This is a genomic window from Adhaeribacter rhizoryzae, from assembly GCF_008629685.1.
Taxonomy (GTDB): domain Bacteria; phylum Bacteroidota; class Bacteroidia; order Cytophagales; family Hymenobacteraceae; genus Adhaeribacter; species Adhaeribacter rhizoryzae.
The window spans coordinates 198,735-216,257 of sequence record NZ_VWSF01000002.1 but is presented as its reverse complement, the minus strand read 5'-3'; the positions used below and the strand labels follow the sequence as shown (position 1 = coordinate 216,257).

The following is a 17,523-nucleotide window of genomic DNA, read 5'->3' as shown; positions in this document are numbered from 1 at the left end:
TCATTCAAAAAGCACAACATATTTCAGCTACGCTTGTTAAATAGCTATGAAGGTTACCGTTTGTAGAAAAGAGCATTTTAATGCCGCGCATCGCTTGTATAATCCGGCCTGGAGCAAGTCTAAGAACAACGATTTTTTTGGAAAGTGCAGCAATCCTAATTTTCACGGGCACAATTACGAACTGATAGTAAAACTTACCGGCAGCATTAATCCCGAGACCGGGTATGTGTACGACATGAAGGTTCTGAGCGAACTAATAAAGAAGGAAATTCTTCGTAAATTTGATCATCGTAACCTAAACCTCGACACCGAAGAATTTAAAGATTTAAACCCTACGGCCGAAAATATTGCTATGGTTATCTGGGACCGGCTGCGCGGCCATATTGCACCGGAATACGCCTTATCTGTAACCTTATTTGAAACTGAACGCAATTTTGTAGAATATAATGGATAAATATAATTTAGATGCAGAGGATTTAGAACACGAAAATTCCTCGTTACACACGCCTCTGCGCGAAGATGCTTTTACCATGACAGACAGTTTAAAAATTGAACTGATTGAAAAGCATTTTAAAGAAATAATGCACATACTAGGTTTAGACCTAACCGACGATAGCCTGAAAGGCACCCCGCACCGGGTTGCTAAAATGTATGTAAACGAAGTATTTAGGGGCTTAAACCCCGAAAATAAACCCCACGCCAAGCTCTTCGAGAACCGGTTTGCTTACAACCAAATGCTGGTTGAACGAAATATTACGCTTTATTCTTACTGCGAGCATCATTTTGTACCCATTATTGGCAAAGCCCATGTAGCGTATATTCCGGATAAACACGTGGTTGGCTTATCTAAATTAAACCGCATTGTGCAATATTACGCCAAACGGCCGCAAGTGCAGGAGCGCCTAACCATGCAAATTGCCGATGAATTAAAATCGATGCTTTTTACCGAAAATGTGGCTGTTTATATTGAGGCCGATCATTTGTGCGTAATGAGCCGGGGCGTAAACGATGTAAGCAGCAGCACCATTACTACCGAATATTCCGGATTATTTCAGCAGGAACAATACCGCAACGAGTTTTTAACCTACATTCGGAAATAAACCGTTTTAAATAATATTTTACGGGTTTATACCTTTTACCGGGCTGCACGTAAAAAATCCTTTTGTATTTACTAATTGGCTCATTAATTCCAAAGTAGCAACATGTCGGGAAAAATACTAATAACAGGTGGTACTGGTTTAATTGGCAGCCGCCTCTCCGAATTGCTGATTGACCAGGGCTATGAGGTAGCTCATTTAAGCCGGCAAGCCAATCCGTATGCGCATTATAAAACGTTTCGCTGGGATTTAGACCAGGAATATATTGATGACAACGTGCTGGGCTACGCCGATTACATTATTAACCTGGCCGGCGCCAGTGTGGCCGATGGCAAATGGACTCCGCAGCGGAAAAAAGAAATTCTGGAAAGCCGGGTTAAAGGCATTAACCTTTTACAAAAATGTCTGAGCCAAACCAATCATCGTGTTAAAGCTTTTATTTCTGCTTCGGCCATTGGCATCTACGGCGATACCGGCAACCACCTGGTTATAGAAGAAAGCAAACACGGTACCGATTTTTTAGCTTCTGTTACAGATCAATGGGAAAACGCTGCTAACCAATTGCAAGAACTTCTTATCCGGACTTGTATATTCCGGATTGGCATTGTACTCAGCAACAAAGGCGGTGCGTTGCCCCAAATGGCTAAGCCGGTTAAATTAATGGCAGGTGCCCCTTTGGGCTCCGGCAAGCAATATATTTCCTGGATTCATATCGACGATTTATGCCATTTATTTATTCAGGCCATTGAAGATACCCGATACAAGGGCGTATTTAATGCGGTGGCCCCTAGCCCGGTAACCAACGAAGAGTTTACCAAAGCCCTGGCCGAAGTAATGCACAAACCCCTGACTGGCTTAAAGGTACCGGCTTTTGGTTTAAAAATGATGTTGGGCGAAATGAGCGAGGTAGTTTTGGAAGGACAACGCGTAAGCTGCGATAAAATATTAAAAATGGGCTTTACCTTCGAATACAACACGGTATACCAAGCTTTAGAATCGTTTTACTCACCCCAAAAATCTAAATAAGAGAACAAAAATTTATCAGGTTACTAAAACAAAAGCCTTCCTAATTTCTTAGGAAGGCTTTTGTTTAATCCTTGGTGTTACGCAAAGTATTCTTCTAAACAGTGATTAGCGTACGTAATCCACTACGAAACTATTAAGCAGGCAGCCAAATAGTTTCCTCCTGAATGACAAGGCTGGGTTGCTGATATCTCTTTTTAAAATTTGCGTACATCAGTTAGTAGCTTAACCGGAAAATTAACTTCTATAAATATTACTGAAGTGGCGTATCGTTTAAATCTTCCAGCAATATATCGGTTTTAATAGAATCTAAAACCGGTGGCGGTGGTGCCGGCCTTGGGGTTGGGCACAGGTAAGTTTTGGTAATCTTAACAGCAGGTTTCGGAAACGGGCCCATTTTATAGCCCAAATCCTTATTCTGATATATTTTCTCCATGTACGTGCCAAAAATAGGCAGCGCAACTTTAGACCCCTCGCCGGTATCGGAAGTACGGAAGTGAATACTGCGGTCCTCGCCGCCTACCCAAACCCCCGATACTAAATCTTTGGTAATGCCCATGTACCAGCCATCGGAATAATTAGAGGTGGTGCCGGTTTTGCCGCCAATCTGGTTGCCGTTTTTCCAAAGTTCGTATTCCCATAAAGCCTGCGAGGTTCCGCCTGGTTCTTCCATACCGCCTTTAAGCATGTGCACCATCAAAAACGCTGTTTCTTCGCTGATAACCCGTTTTTGCTTAGGCGTAAAGTTTTGGATTACGTTACCGTTGCGATCTTCTATGCGGGTTACAAACATGGGTTCGCTATGAAAACCATTATTTACAAAAGTAGCATAAGCCCCTACCATATCGTAAACCGAAACATCGCCACCGGAACCTAATCCAATGGACGGTACTGCCTGTAGCGGACCACTAATGCCCAGCTTTTTGGCATACTCAGCTACTTTTTCCCAACCAACGCGTTCAGTTAATTGGGCAGTTACAGAATTTACCGAACGAGCCATGGCATGCCGCAACGTCATATTCATACCAGTATACGACCGGGTAACATTATCGGGCTGCCAGTTCATGGGTTTACCGTTTTCTACATAATTAATGCTTACCCGCTCGTCGCGGATGCGGTCGCAGGGAGTATACCCATTATCAATAGCGGTTAAATAAACAAAAGGCTTAAACGTAGAACCCGGTTGCCGGCGGGCCTGTCGCACGTGGTCGTACTTAAAATATTTAAAATTAATGCCGCCTACCCAAGCCTTTATATGGCCGGTAAAGGGGTCCATGCTCATCATACCAGCATGCAGAAAATGCTTGTAATGCCGCAGCGAATCGAGTGGGCTAAGCGTAGTATCTTTTTCGCCTTGCCAGGTAAATACCCGCATTTTGCGCGGGGTATTCATTAATTCATCAATTTTTTGCTGATCATCGCCGTATACCCGCTTTAACTTTTTGTAATATTCGGTACGCTTGGCAATATTTTGAATAAAGTTCGGAATTTCATTATGCTTTTCGTCGGCCCAGGGATTTTTACCTTTCCAATGACGGTAAAATTTAGCCTGCAGACTTTTCATTTTTTCCTGTACTGCCTCTTCGGCCAAAGCTTGCATCCGCGAATCAATGGTGGTATAAATTTTCAGGCCGCTGCTGTATACATCGTATTTATCGAAACCAGCTTTCTCGTTTTCTTTTTCGCACCACTTTTTTACAAATTCATTTACTGCGCCTCTAAAATAGGTTGCCGGCCCATCGTAATGGTTTTCGACGTGGTATTTTAGAGCAATGGGTAACTGGCTAAGCGAATCGGCTTCGGTTTTACTAATAATATTGTACTTGGCTAATTTAGCAATTACAAAATTCCGTTTTTCCAGCGCAGCTTCGGGCCTAAACCGAGGACTGTAACGCGTGGGCGCATTTACCAAACCAACCAACATAGCGGCTTCTTCGGTTTTAAGACTATCCGGCGACACGTTAAAAAAAGTTTTAGCAGCTACCTTCACCCCAAAAGCATTCGACCCAAACTCCACTGTATTTAAATACATGGTCAGGATTTCTTCTTTGGTGTACTGGCGCTCTAACCTAATGGCGGTAAGCCACTCTTTTGTTTTGGCAATAACGGTACTAACTACCGGTATATACCCCAGCAGACCTTTGGTTTCTTTGCGGCGGGTTTTGTATAAATTTTTGGCTAATTGTTGCGTTAGGGTACTACCGCCCCGCTTATCGCCTTGCAGGGTAAAGTAAAAAACAGAGCCCAATGCTTTGGGATCAATGCCGGCGTGTTCGTAAAACCTTACGTCTTCGGTAGCCACCAATGCTTTTATGAGCATGGGCGATATTTTCTGGTAAGTAACCGGACTGCGGTTTTCGGTGAAATATTTACCAATTAATACCCCATCGGCCGTATATAACTCCGAGGCTAATTCGGTGCTGGGGTTTTCCAGTTTCTCGGTGCTGGGGGTATCGCCGAAAAGAAAAAGAAAGTTAGTGGAAACACAAAAGATATAGATAAAAACGGCCGCTAGTCCTACCGCAAATATTCGCCACATACTCCGGATAAAGGTCCGGTACCTTGTTTGTTTTTTTACCTGTGCTTTTACGGACATTCCTGCAAACTAAACCTGGAAGAACCAACCCGGCGGGCGGCTCTTTAAAACTTTACAAATATAACTTATGAGAATTATTTTAAGTTAAGATGCGCTTAAATAAAATAGTTCCCATTACATTATCTAATCCTAATAACTTAATATTTGAACTTAATAATTAAGTTATCTCTAATATTTTTAAGCCAAAACATCCTTTCTAAACGTAAAAAAGTTAAAAATATTCTTTCCTTTACCATTTGTGACGAAACGATACCATTTATTTGAATTTGAAGATCAGCCTTGGTTTCCGGACTTTCTGCGGCAAAACATGATGGATTTTTTACGGTTCTCCATCAGCAAACTGGGAGTTTACGAACCTGTTGTACCTTTATTAGCTGAGTTATTCCATAAAAGTAAGCAGCCCAGCATTTTAGATTTGTGTTCGGGTGGTGGTGGCGGCATACAAGGCATACAACAACTGCTGGCCAACCACCTGCAACAGCCGGTTAATATTACCTTAAGCGATAAATTCCCGAATATTCCGGCTTTTGAATTAATAGAAAAAGAATCTGGTGGTACCATTAATTTTATTGCGCAGCCCGTCGATGCGACCAATGTGCCGGAGGAGTTAACCGGTTGCCGTACTATTTTTTCCGCTTTTCACCATTTTAACCCAACTGTAGCACGTTCCATTTTAACCGATGCTGCCCAAAAGCGTGTACCCATTGGCATTTTTGAAGGTGCCGGCAAAAGTTACCTCGAAATTATTGCCGCGCTGCTGTTTTTTCCAGTAATATTTTTTTTTATTACTCCGTTTATGCGCCCGTTCCGGTGGAGCCGTTTATTTTTTACGTACTTAGTGCCGCTTATTCCAATTTGTACCCTCTGGGACGGCTGCGTATCTATTTTGCGGCTATATACCCCGCAGCACCTACAGCAACTTACCGCCAGTATACCGGCCAATAATTATACCTGGCAAACCGGCAAGTTGAAACACAAATCCGGCCTCAAAATTATTTACCTCATAGGATATCCTGTTTAACAGTTATTAGTAATTAGTTATCAGAAAACAGTTATCAGTAAACAGTTATCAGTAAACAGTTATCAGTAAACAGTTATCAGTTATCAGTTAACAATCAGCAGTAAACAGTTATTAGTTACGCTCAATTGTGAGTTATGAAAGAAATTCCAGAAATTAAATTAAAAACAAATCCAGACACTGAAGAAGCAAAGAAGGCCGTCGGTTATCAATGGAATGATGAGGCTGGAACACGCCATAAGCTTGGCGGGAAACCAGACGGATTGAATATAGAAGATTATCCAAACTGTAAAGATTGTGGTGAAAGAATGACTTTCTATGCACAAATTGATTCTATTGGGGACAAGTATGATTTAGCTGATTGCTGTGCGATCCATGTGTTTGTTTGCTTTGATTGTTTTACTACAGAAAGTCAATTAAATCAAATATGATGCAATTGATAACCAAAGAACATGTTAGAATATTTGATAAGTACCTTGGTGACGATGATGGGTTCGCCCGTTGTAGCACAAGTCATGAAAAAGAATACTTCCAGAAAGGAGAATGGGAATTAATTGTGAGCATTTTACAAGATTTAGCGTTGGTGAATAATGAGTTAGCATCTAAACAGTGTGAAGAAGAACTAAACATAAGACTAAATAAGCATGTTGAATTTGACGCAATTGAAGTATTAAAAAGAAAAACAAATGCTTAACCCAAGCTAAAGCGCATTAATATCTGCCAGAGCAGCGTCCTATTATAAGTAATTGATTATCAGCTAACAATAAGTTGTAGTACTTACTTGGCTCTGATTAGAGGAATTTATGCTGCCTGAAAATTCAAACTGATGAAAGCTTTAAAGCTTCTTCATCCCACATTATTTTAAAAATCGCTAATATTGATAACTGTTTACTGATAACTGATAACTGTTTACTGTATATGCGTGATGCGCTAAAATTAATGCGAATACCCTTTTCGGTGTACCTGATGCCGGTATTCTGGTTTGCTTTGAGCGTGGTTACGGATTACTCGGTAGCAAAAGCAGTAGCGGTTTTTGTAATTATTCACTTATTCGTGTACCCGGCCAGCAACGGTTACAACTGTTACTTCGATCGCGATGAAAGCAGCATTGGCGGCCTAAAACACCCACCCAAGGTTAATAAAAGCCTTTTCTGGCTGGTTTCGTTGTTCGATGGATTGGCTATTCTGGGAGCTTTGTTTATTTCGGTGCCTTTTGCTGTTTGCATTACAGTTTACCTGCTGGTTTCCAAAGCTTATAGTTACGATAAAATTCGCTTAAAAAAATATCCTTTCATCAGCACGCTGGTAGTAATATTCTTTCAGGGCGCTTTTACTTTTTTAATGGTGCAGTTGGGCATTGGCGTTAATGTGGCACAAATTACCAGTTCTACTAATTTAATATTTGCGACTGTTAGCTCTTTATTTTTATGTGGCTCTTACCCGCTTACCCAGGTTTACCAGCACACCGAAGATGCCCGCCGGGGCGATAAAACAATCAGTTTATTATTAGGCATACAAGGCACTTTTTTGTTTTCCGGCATTAGTTTATTGCTGGGTACCGGCTTATTAATTTTCGCTTATTTAAACACCCACCAGGAGATTAATATTCTTATATTTTTGCTTTGTACCGGTCCGGTTGTTTTTTTCTTTAACCGATGGTTCTGGCGCGTAAGACAAAACCGGGCTGAGGCTAATTTCGAAAATACCATGCTGATGAATAAAATCTCCTCGCTTTCCATCAGCCTGGCTTTTATGCTGATGATAATATTTTAGGCTTCTTACAAAAACTAATAACTAATTGGTATTGCGCAATATTATCTATATATCATGTATAAAGAATATTATCTATATATCATTTATAAGGCTATGGTCTCCACTATTGTCATTCAGGAGGAAACTATTTAGCAAGGAGCCAAATAGTTTCCTCCTGAATGACATGTATGGGATACTTAAACCTTTAATATTAAAGTTTTCACTATGGCGCGGAAGTTACTTCCGTGCCTTTCAAATTGAGCACGGAAGTAACTTCCGCGCTAGAAAAAGTGACACGGATGGGTTTCTTAAACATACAATATTTAAACTTTTGCCTGAACATCAGCAACCAACCAGATAAAAATTGAATAAAAAAGCCCGGCTACATTGCTGTAACCGGGCCTCTCATATATTATAATTAATATTGTAAAATATTAGCTATTCATCGAAATCAGGAATTCATCGTTGTCTTTGGTTCCTTTCATACGGTCTTTCAGGAATTCCATGGCTTCTACGGAGTTCATATCCGACATAAACTTGCGCAGAATCCAAACGCGGTTCAGCTCGTCTTTGTCCATTAATAAATCTTCGCGACGGGTACCGGAAGCTGGCACATCAATAGCCGGATAAATACGACGGTTAGCCAATTTACGATCCAGTTGTAATTCCATGTTACCGGTACCTTTAAACTCTTCAAAGATTACCTCATCCATTTTAGAACCGGTATCAATCAGGGCGGTGGCAATAATGGTTAAAGAACCACCATTTTCTACGTTACGAGCCGCCCCAAAGAAACGCTTCGGTTTGTGCAACGCATTGGCATCTACCCCACCCGATAATATTTTACCGGAACTAGGTACTACGGTGTTATAAGCCCGTGCTAAACGCGTTATTGAATCTAATAAAATTACCACATCGTGCCCGCACTCTACCATGCGCTTGGCTTTATCTAATACAATGCTGGATATTTTAACGTGGCGCTCGGCGGTTTCGTCGAAGGTAGAAGCAATTACTTCGGCCTTCACGTTCCGCGACATATCGGTTACTTCTTCCGGACGCTCATCAATTAATAAAATCATGAGGTAAACTTCCGGGTGATTCTCAGAAATAGCGTTGGCAATTTCCTGCAATAATACGGTTTTACCGGTTTTAGGCTGTGCCACAATCATACCACGCTGGCCTTTACCAATTGGGGCAAATAAATCCAGAATACGGGTAGATAAAAGTGAAGATTTGGTACTCAGGTTTAAGCGCTCTTCCGGGAATAATGGCGTTAAGTGCTGGAACGGAATCCGGTCGCGAATCTCTTCGGTGGTCCGGCCGTTTACCGATTCTACTTTTAATAAAGCAAAATATTTTTCACCTTCTTTCGGCGGGCGAATCTGGCCTTTTACGGTATCGCCGGTTTTTAAAGCAAATAATTTAATCTGCGAAGGCGATACATAAATATCATCGGGACTGGCCAAATAATTATAATAGGTAGAACGCAGGAAGCCGTAGCCATCTTGCATTAACTCCAATACACCTTCGTTTATAATTATGCCGTCAAATTCTTTAAAAGTAGCAGCATTAGGACCTCCGGATGGGCCACTGGCATTGCTTTGGTTGGTATTATTTTGGGGCTGATTAGGCCGGCGCTGCTGAAAATTGGGGTCCCGGTTTTCGCGTGGTGCCTGGGTTTGCTCGCGGGGTTGCTGATTTTGCTCCCGGCCATTTTCCCGGGGTTGCGGTTGGGCTTCTCTGGGTTGCTGTGGCGGCTGGGGCTCCCGTACTTGTTGCGGCTCCCGTGGCGGTTGTGGTTCCCGGTTTGGCTGCGGCTCCCGCGCGGGTGGCGTTTCTCTTGCCGGCACTTGTTGGGTTTGCTGGCCTTCGCGGGGCTCCCGCAGTTCCCGAGCACGTGGCTCGCGGGGCGGACGGGCTTCGTTCGTATCTCTGCGTTGCTCCTGCTGTCGGCGAACCGGCGGGCGGCTGGGCGCTTCGGCTGGAGTATCTGGCGTAATTACAACTTTCGCGAGTTCGGCAATCCGGGGTTCATCGTTAAACACAACCGAAGTTTGTACGGGTGCGGTTACTGGTTCGGGCGCAGCTTCTACGGGTTCGGGCTTACGAGCAGGAGAACGGTATTTTTTGGGCAGTTTTTCGGGGGGAGTAATCGCCTGCTGATCCAGGATTTTGTAAATTAAATCTTGTTTGCTGAGCTTGTTGAAATTGGTTACACCAAGCTCTTCAGCAATTTCTTTAAGTTCTGAAAGCAATCTGTCTTTCAATTCTTCAATATTGTACATACAGAAATTAGGTAGTTATAAATTATTTGCTTCACAGGATTGCAGGAGGCAACAGGAGTGAATGTTTCAGGAAAAAGTGGTTATAGTTCTTTAGGATGAACCAGGAAAGACGGTTCGTTCATTAATAGCACTACAATGTTATAGTAATGCAACCTAATTACCAAATAATACGCTTACTTTTATCTAAAATGTTTCAATTTTTTATTTAATATTTTCAGCGTGCAGCGGCACTATATAAAAAAGTATATTTTTGCACGCTTAAAAGTGTTATACCATGTTACAGATAGCGGTAATACGAGAACAAACCGACCAGGTTATTGCGGGCCTGCTGAAGAAAAACTATAAAAATGCGGCAGCAGAGGTGGCTGCTGTTCTGGATCTGGACCAACGCCGGCGCGCGATTCAGGCCGAGCACGATGAAGTACAGGCCCGGGCCAACGCCTTGGCCCGCGAAATTGGCGGCCTGATGAAAAGCGGCGACAAAGCCGGCGCCGAAACCCTGAAGTCCGAAACGGCTGAATTAAAGAATAAAGCCAAACAACACCAGGAAGAACTCTCCTCGCTTGAGGAAAGCTTACAGGCTGCCCTCGTAAAATTACCCAATACGCCCCACGCCAGCGTACCCGAAGGCAAAACACCCGAAGACAACGAGGTAGTATTGGAACACGGCTCAATTCCCAATTTACCCGAAGCCGCGCTGCCCCACTGGGAGTTGATTAAAAAATACGATATTATCGACTTTGAACTGGGCAATAAAATTACCGGGGCTGGCTTTCCGGTTTACAAAAACAAAGGGGCCCGTTTGCAAAGAGCTTTAATTAATTTTTTCCTGGATGAAGCCACCAAAGCGGGTTACGCCGAGGTGCAACCACCTATTTTGGTAAACGAAGCATCGGGCTATGGCACCGGCCAGTTACCCGATAAAGACGGGCAGATGTACCACGCCACCGCCGATAATTATTACCTGATACCAACCGCCGAGGTACCAATTACAAATATGTACCGCGACGAAATAATTCCGCGCGAGCAGCTACCCATTAAAAATGCCGGTTATACGCCGTGCTTTCGGCGCGAAGCTGGTTCGTGGGGCGCAGATGTGCGCGGCCTGAACCGCTTGCACCAGTTCGATAAAGTAGAAATTGTGCAGATTCAGGAGCCGGAAAAATCGTATGAGGCGCTGGAACAAATGAGCCAGCACATACAAGGCTTGCTGCAAAAACTGGAATTACCTTACCGGGTATTACGGTTGTGCGGCGGCGACATGAGCTTTACCTCGGCTATAACCTACGACATGGAGGTTTATTCGGCGGCCCAAAAACGCTGGCTGGAAGTTAGCTCCTGCAGCAATTTCGAAACCTACCAGGCCAACCGTTTAAAGTTGCGTTACAAAGGCGAAAACGGTAAAACACAGTTATTGCATACCTTGAACGGCAGTGCACTGGCTTTGCCCCGTATTGTAGCCGCTATTCTGGAAAACAACCAAACCCCAGAGGGCATTAACCTGCCCCAAGTGTTGCATTCTTACTGCGGATTTGATAGGATATAATTTAAAAAATATTCATAGTCATCTTAAAATAAAAACGCCGCTGGCACAAACCAGCGGCGTTTTTATTTTAAAATATTTTATAACAGTACCCCTGAACTAAATATTTTCAAAAATCAGGGCAAAGTAAACTCAAACTTAATTTCGCGCATACATTTAAAGTGGCCCTGCGGACAAGCTGCATAACCAATTTTAGAACAAGGCCGGCATAAAATATTCCGGTTTTCCAGCACCGTAAAATCGGTGCGGTACGGGTACATGCCAAATTCGGGTACGGTATTGCCCCAAATGCTGAATATTTTTTTCTTGAAAGCGGCCGCAATGTGCATCAGCCCGGTATCGTGGCTAAAAACTACTTCGGCTTGCCGCACCAAAGAGGCCGATTGGTTTAAATTATATTTCCCGCAGGCGTTGTAGATCGTTGTTCGTCTTTCGTTATTCGTTGTTCGGTTTTGAAAATATCTCTGGATTTCTTCGCCGGTGGTAGCATCTTCTTTGCCGCCTAGTAATATAATAGGCCGGTTAATTTTTTCGCAGAGTTCTAGCAGGCGCTCCAGGGGTAAGCGCTTGGTGGCGTGCTGGGCGCCAATGGCAAACGCTACGTAACCTTTTTGGTGACTTTCCGGCAACGAACTTAAATCAACTTCATCCGCAGCCGGAATAAAATAATCTAACCCCAGGCCATCGTTCTTAATGCCTAATTTAGCGGCCGCAGCCAAGTACCTATCTACAATGTGAACTTTGGGCAGCCGGTTTATTTTTAAGTTTACCAGCAGCCACTTCCAAATATTTAATTTATCGAAGCCTTTGGCCGGTACGCTTAGTTTAGCCCTAATTAAACGGGTACGCAAGTTATTGTGTAAATCTACAATGTAGTCAAATTTCTCGGCCTTTAACTCGGCTACTAAATCGTTCAGCTTTTCGGGCAGGTAATGTATTTTATCTATGTAAGGATTGTGCGCAACGATGGCTTTAAACTGCGGTTTGGTACAATAATGTACCTGCGCGCCGGGCACTTGTTGTTTTATTGCCCGGACAACGGGCGTGGTTAATACAATATCGCCAATAGAAGAAAAACGCAGAATTAATATTTTCATCAGGAAGCCAATATTTCCGCCGCCCGTTTTTTGCGGGCCTCAAAATGACGGGCAACTTCTTCCGCGGAAAAAGCATTAAACGTCATTTCGCGGGTTAAGCCCCCTTTGCGGCCCATAAGAACACCGTAGCGCATGTCGTCGTAGCCGGCGGTGCTGTGGGCATCGGGGTTTAAACTTAATTTCACCTCTTTCGATAAGGCGTATTCTACCCAGCGCCAATCCAGATCCAAGCGCCACGGGTTCGAATTTATTTCGATGATTACACCATGTTCGGCGCAGGCATCTATTACGGCTTTGTGGTCGATGGGGTAACCTTCGCGGCGCAGCAGCAAGCGCCCGGTAGGATGGCCCAATATAGTAGTATAAGGGTTTTCGATGGCGCCTATTAACCGGTTGGTAGCTTTGGTAATATCCATTTTTAAATTGCTGTGGATAGAGGCCACCACAAAATCGAAACTCGCCAGCACCTCATTATCATAATCCAAAGATCCGTCGGCTAAAATATCCGATTCAATACCTTTGAAAATAATAAACGGGGCTAGTTGGCGGTTCAGCTTATCTATTTCGCGGTGCTGCTCCTTCACCCGGAATTCCTGCAGGCCGTTGGCATAAAAAGCCGATTTGGAATGGTCGCAGATTCCTAAATAATCAAAACCTTTATCGCGGCAAAATATTGCCATTTGCTCCAGGGTGTGCACACCATCGCTGTAAGTACTGTGGTTGTGCAGAATACCCCGCAAATCATCTTCGGTTACTAGTTCGGGCAAAGCGTTTTCGCGGGCCAGCAATATTTCGTTGTTGCCTTCGCGCATTTCGGGCTGCACATACGCCAGGCCAGCTCTTTCGTAAATGGCTTTCTCCGTGGTAAACTGCTCTTTCCGGGTTAGCTGCACCAGGCATTCCGCGTCGTTAAACAAAGAAAATATATGCGCTTCTGAGCCGGTTTGTAAAAATAATTCGTTTGCAAAACATGCCTCGGCTACTATTTTAATTTCTACCGCTAAACCAGCCGTATTTTCCTGGCCGCGCCAGTTAAAAGGCCCGGAGCGCTGTTCGTCGGGTGCTAATTCGGGTACGGCGGCTAAAGCCTCGAATACCTGTTGCGGGTTAGCGTGGGCAACTACTAACAACAACGTTTGAATAATTTCCAGGCGTCGGCGTACTTCGCCGGCAACTTCTACCAGATTGGTATTTAGCTGAGTACGCAGGTAATCGCGCAGGTGCAAAGCCATTGGCTCTATTTGGGCATACAACACTTTACCTTTACTTTCCTGGTTGTAGAGTAAGGCGTTTTTTATGGTTTCCTGGGTTTTGGCGCCAAATCCTTTTAAGGCCGATATCTGGTTATTTTCGCAAGCCTCCAGCAAGCCTTCGGTGGTGGTGATGCTCAAATCCTTCCAGATAGACCGGATTTTTTTAGGGCCAATACCTTTAATGCGCAGCATATCAATAACACCGGGCGGGGTAGCGGCCACAAATTTATCCAGGTCGGCAAAAGAACCGGTTTGAGAGATTTCTACAATTTTGCCCGCCAGTGTTTTACCAATGCCATCAATGCGTTCCAGTTGCTCGGCGGTTAAGCCTATAAGCGGTGATTCCAATCGTTCGAGTACGGCTACGGCATTGGTATAGCTTCTTATTTTAAAAGGGTTTTCGTCGTGCAGTTCCATTAGCGAAGTAGCCAACCGGAAGGCCCGCACTATATCTTTATTTTCCAAGGATTCAGCTTAACTGTTTTTGCAAATATAGCTAATTCTGGCGTATGCGTTTATGTTGGTTAAGCATACTAACTTTCACGCGCCAGGTAGTTAAATCGGATTAAATTGCAGAAAATTTTACAATAATTGTATATTAGCAACAGAAGTAAACTTAAACCGGTTATACTTTAACTTATTCATGCGCATAAAATATATTACCGCCTCCGTTTTAGCCCTATTTTGTTTAATGAGTACCACCTGCCTCCGCACCACCGAAGAGTTTGCTTTGGTTTACAATAAAACCTGGCTACACGCCGTAGAAGAAGATAGCGCCGATGTAGAGGCTTACCGCCCCAATACTTATGCTTTTCCGCCGTCTCGCGGTCGTACGGGTTTTAGCATGAGCCCCGATGGTACTTTCCGGCTGTTTGCCATTGCCCCAACCGATGGTTTAGAAGAACACCCGGGGCGCTGGAAAAAAATTGAGAAAGATAAACTGCACATTAGTTTCCCCAACGAACCAACCGAAGGCTTCGATTTAATATTTATTGCGCAATCGGCAGAATTCCTTAAAATTAAAAAGGTACCTACCAAAGCTCCTTAATTATCGGCATATTTGCCGCCGCAAAAATTAACATTCATTTACTTACAAATTTATTTACAACATGCAATACTGGTTAGTTAAATCAGAACCGGAGGCTTATTCGTGGGCTGATTTAGTGAAAGACGGCAAAACTTCCTGGACGGGCGTCCGGAATTTTCAGGCCCGGAATAATCTAGGCCAAATGAAGAAAGATGATTTAGTACTTTTTTACCACAGTGTTTCGGAAAAAGCGGTGGTGGGCATAGCCCGGGTGGCACAAGAAGCTTACCCCGATAGCACCAGCGACGATGCCCGTTGGCTTACCGTAGATCTGGCTCCCGATACCCAATTTAAACAAGCTGTTACCCTCGACCAAATAAAAAAAGATACGCGTTTAGAAAATATTGCCTTGTTAAAGCAATCCCGGTTGTCGGTAATGCCGTTAAAACCGGAAGAATTTGAATTAATACTGGGAATAGGCAACTAAGCGTTACACCTAAAAGACAACTTTGGTCTTTTGTTAAAAATAAGTTTTGGGTCCGGGCATGAAAAAATTAGCACTAAAAAAATTAACAACCATGCTTACGCTGGGGTTGCTTTTGTTGCTTTCTTTTAGCAGCCAGGGCCAGGAACTAGACCCAACTGACCACGAACCCGATCAGTCAGTTCGGTTAGAATTAGAGGAAAAATCGTTCGAAAAAAATATTTATGTTTTTCCGTTACCCGATAGTTCGCTGCTGCTGTACAAGCAGCCTAACTTTGGTTCTTTTAAAGAAGAACATTCTTTTCAGCGATATTCCAAAGACCTGAAATTACTCTGGACGAGTGACTTGGAACTGGAAGATCAGCCCGATTTTCATCAGTTATACGCGGCCGGTAATTTTATTTATTTGTTGTACCTCGAAAATATACCCCGGAAGTTTTTTATTTTAAAGTTAAATCTGAAAACCGGCACGAACCAGCGTAATAACTATAATTTAAGAAAGCACGAAGAACTGGATGCAGACGTTAAACTCGACCATTTTAAAGTATTAAATAATAATATTTTTATTTCGGCGCAAACTTCCCGCAACTCGCTGGTTATTCATATAAACGAGGCTACCCAGGATATTAAAACCATTCCGGCCCTCTACGACCAGGAAGACGCCCTGGAAGATTTTCACATGGATACGATTAGTAACCGGGCCGAATTTATTTTATCGGAAACCAACGGTATTAAAGGCCGGCTGCAGGTGAAACGTTTTACCTCCAGCGGCAATTTATTTAGCAATACTTTGCTGCAACCGCCGTTTGGCCGCAACCTGGTATCGGCTCAAATAACGCCCGGCGACAGTACCCAAAAGTTAATTATTGGCACTTACAGCCACCGCGATACTCGCTACTCCCAAGGCTTCTTTTCAACACATTTGGCCGCGCCCGATAGCATTCAGTACGTTGATTTTATTAATACAAAGCATTTCTTTGATTTTCTCAGCAAAAGAGCTAACCGCAAAATATTCCAGAAAGCCGAGCGGTATAAAAGCCAGGACAAAGATTTGCGCCACCGGTACCGCCTGTTGTTTCACAATTTAGTGGAGCAGGATAATGTGTATTATTTATTTGCCGAAGTTTTTCAGCCCCAGGGCGGCACCAATAATTTGTACCGCTGGCCGGGCTATTACAACCGCATTTACAGCTTCGACCGTTACTTTCCGTACCCGAATGCCTTTGGCCGCAACGTCCCCAATGCCAGCGAATACCGCTACTCACACGCCGTACTTTGTGCTTTCGATAAAAACGGAAAATTATTATGGGATAACAGCTTTGTGTTAAAAGATGTGGTGCGTAACAGTTTAGGCCAGACCACCCATTATGCCTTTGCCGGCGATAAAGTAGCCATGGCTTACATGCACGAAGAAGAAATCCGTTACAAAGTTTTTACCCGCGACAGCACCTCGGCCAATGATTTAAAAGTACCGCTGGCCGGCAATAATCCGCAGGAAAAAGTTACTTCGGTAGAAGACGGTGGTTTTGTGCATTGGTACGGCCCGCATTTTTTAGCTTTTGGCTATGGGCGCATAAAACCACAAAAAGGGGCTGCCCGCGAAGTTTTTTTCCTGAACAAAGTTTCCTTTTAAACCTCTAACTGTTTTCACTTGTGTTTTTAATAGCCAACTAATATGCTGTATTAGAAAGAATACCGGCTGGAAACCTAAATAATATACGCCATAGGCCGGGTTAATTTTTAATTTAAATTTTGCCCCTGCTTTCTAATATTTATATTTGCGCAAGAAAACCGCCATGCAGAAAAGACTTATCGTAAGCGATCAATTGTTGGATATTATGCTCCAGCGGCTGGCCCACCAGCTAATTGAAAACCATGTTGACTTTTCTGAATCGGTGATATTGGGCCTGCAACCCCGCGGTATTTACCTGGCCGAACGTTTAGAACAAAAATTAAATGCAATACTGGGCTTTCCGGTTCGGACCGGAGCACTAGATATTACTTTTCACCGCGATGATTTCCGGCGGCGCGAAAATCCTTTAACGGCCAATGCTACCAGAATAAATTTCCATATTGAGAACCAGAATGTTATTCTGGTAGATGATGTGCTGTATACAGGCAGGTCGGTGCGGGCCGCGCTGGATGCCATGATAGCCTACGGTCGTCCGGCTAAGGTTGAGTTGTTGGTATTAATTGATCGGCGGTACACCCGTCATTTACCCATCGAGGCCATGTACGTGGGCAAATACGTTAACTCGTTGCCTTCCGAAAAAGTGCTGGTAGAATGGAAAGCCCCGGATAATCCCGAAGATAACGTCTGGCTTATTACTAAAAACGAAGAATTGTAA

The 17,523-nt window shown here is 43.5% G+C and carries 16 protein-coding genes; 12 read left to right on the top strand and 4 right to left on the bottom strand.

All coding sequences use genetic code 11. The features are described from left to right. Positions 1–46 precede the first annotated feature (46 nt). The 3 genes from F0145_RS04025 to F0145_RS04015 all read left to right on the top strand — a co-directional run bounded on the left by F0145_RS04025 (position 47) and on the right by F0145_RS04015 (position 2,123). A complete protein-coding gene (locus tag F0145_RS04025) occupies positions 47–454 on the top strand; it encodes a 6-pyruvoyl trahydropterin synthase family protein (RefSeq protein ID WP_150087017.1) in 408 nt (135 codons plus the stop codon). Beyond that, positions 447–1,100, top strand: coding sequence for a GTP cyclohydrolase I FolE (gene folE, locus F0145_RS04020; RefSeq protein WP_150087016.1), 654 nt, complete (start codon positions 447–449; stop codon positions 1,098–1,100). The genes F0145_RS04025 and folE overlap by 8 nt, the downstream gene beginning before the upstream one ends. 102 nt (positions 1,101–1,202) lie before the next feature. Continuing rightward, positions 1,203–2,123 carry a TIGR01777 family oxidoreductase gene (locus F0145_RS04015; protein WP_150087015.1) on the top strand — a complete coding sequence of 307 codons (921 nt, stop codon included), beginning with the start codon at positions 1,203–1,205 and terminating at the stop codon, positions 2,121–2,123. A 250-nt stretch (positions 2,124–2,373) separates the two neighbouring features. Here F0145_RS04015 and F0145_RS04010 read toward each other — a convergent pair whose 3' ends face one another. Continuing rightward, the gene (locus F0145_RS04010; RefSeq protein ID WP_150087014.1) at positions 2,374–4,716 is read right to left on the bottom strand and encodes a penicillin-binding protein 1A; all 2,343 of its coding nucleotides are present in this window, start codon (positions 4,714–4,716) and stop codon (positions 2,374–2,376) included. A 238-nt stretch (positions 4,717–4,954) separates the two neighbouring features. Here F0145_RS04010 and F0145_RS04005 point away from each other — a divergent pair, with 238 nt between their 5' ends. From F0145_RS04005 to F0145_RS03990, 4 genes are all read left to right on the top strand, one after another. Continuing rightward, positions 4,955–5,737: a class I SAM-dependent methyltransferase gene (locus F0145_RS04005; RefSeq protein ID WP_150087013.1), complete on the top strand. Its 783-nt coding sequence runs from the start codon at positions 4,955–4,957 to the stop codon at positions 5,735–5,737. 134 nt (positions 5,738–5,871) lie between these two features. Then, positions 5,872–6,165 carry a hypothetical protein gene (locus tag F0145_RS04000; protein ID WP_150087012.1) on the top strand — a complete coding sequence of 98 codons (294 nt, stop codon included), beginning with the start codon at positions 5,872–5,874 and terminating at the stop codon, positions 6,163–6,165. Between the two features lie 5 nt (positions 6,166–6,170). After that, positions 6,171–6,428 carry a hypothetical protein gene (locus F0145_RS03995; protein WP_150087011.1) on the top strand — a complete coding sequence of 86 codons (258 nt, stop codon included), beginning with the start codon at positions 6,171–6,173 and terminating at the stop codon, positions 6,426–6,428. Between the two features lie 224 nt (positions 6,429–6,652). Beyond that, a complete protein-coding gene (locus F0145_RS03990; protein WP_150087010.1) occupies positions 6,653–7,507 on the top strand; it encodes a UbiA family prenyltransferase in 855 nt (284 codons plus the stop codon). A gap of 413 nt (positions 7,508–7,920) precedes the next feature. Here F0145_RS03990 and rho read toward each other — a convergent pair whose 3' ends face one another. After that, positions 7,921–9,771, bottom strand: coding sequence for a transcription termination factor Rho (gene rho / locus F0145_RS03985; RefSeq protein WP_150087009.1), 1,851 nt, complete (start codon positions 9,769–9,771; stop codon positions 7,921–7,923). Between the two features lie 274 nt (positions 9,772–10,045). On the opposite strand from rho, the gene serS reads away from it, so the two are divergent. Next, complete coding sequence (gene serS / locus F0145_RS03980) at positions 10,046–11,317, top strand: serine--tRNA ligase (protein ID WP_150087008.1); 1,272 nt, start codon at positions 10,046–10,048, stop codon at positions 11,315–11,317. A gap of 113 nt (positions 11,318–11,430) precedes the next feature. Here the strand turns inward: serS and F0145_RS03975 are convergent, their stop codons facing one another. Next, positions 11,431–12,411: a glycosyltransferase family 9 protein gene (locus F0145_RS03975; protein WP_150087007.1), complete on the bottom strand. Its 981-nt coding sequence runs from the start codon at positions 12,409–12,411 to the stop codon at positions 11,431–11,433. Next, positions 12,411–14,129: a DNA polymerase/3'-5' exonuclease PolX gene (polX, locus tag F0145_RS03970; protein WP_150087006.1), complete on the bottom strand. Its 1,719-nt coding sequence runs from the start codon at positions 14,127–14,129 to the stop codon at positions 12,411–12,413. Before polX ends, F0145_RS03975 begins: the two co-directional genes overlap by 1 nt. A 178-nt stretch (positions 14,130–14,307) precedes the next feature. On the opposite strand from polX, the gene F0145_RS03965 reads away from it, so the two are divergent. The 4 genes from F0145_RS03965 (at position 14,308) to pyrR (ending at position 17,523) form a co-directional block, all read left to right on the top strand. After that, the gene (locus F0145_RS03965; protein ID WP_150087005.1) at positions 14,308–14,712 is read left to right on the top strand and encodes a hypothetical protein; all 405 of its coding nucleotides are present in this window, start codon (positions 14,308–14,310) and stop codon (positions 14,710–14,712) included. 61 nt (positions 14,713–14,773) lie between these two features. Then, complete coding sequence (locus tag F0145_RS03960) at positions 14,774–15,178, top strand: EVE domain-containing protein (protein WP_150087004.1); 405 nt, start codon at positions 14,774–14,776, stop codon at positions 15,176–15,178. A 58-nt stretch (positions 15,179–15,236) separates the two neighbouring features. Further along, positions 15,237–16,808, top strand: coding sequence for a hypothetical protein (locus F0145_RS03955; protein WP_150087003.1), 1,572 nt, complete (start codon positions 15,237–15,239; stop codon positions 16,806–16,808). A gap of 163 nt (positions 16,809–16,971) precedes the next feature. After that, positions 16,972–17,523 (top strand): bifunctional pyr operon transcriptional regulator/uracil phosphoribosyltransferase PyrR, encoded by a 552-nt coding sequence (pyrR, locus tag F0145_RS03950; RefSeq protein WP_150087002.1) that lies wholly within the window; start codon positions 16,972–16,974, stop codon positions 17,521–17,523.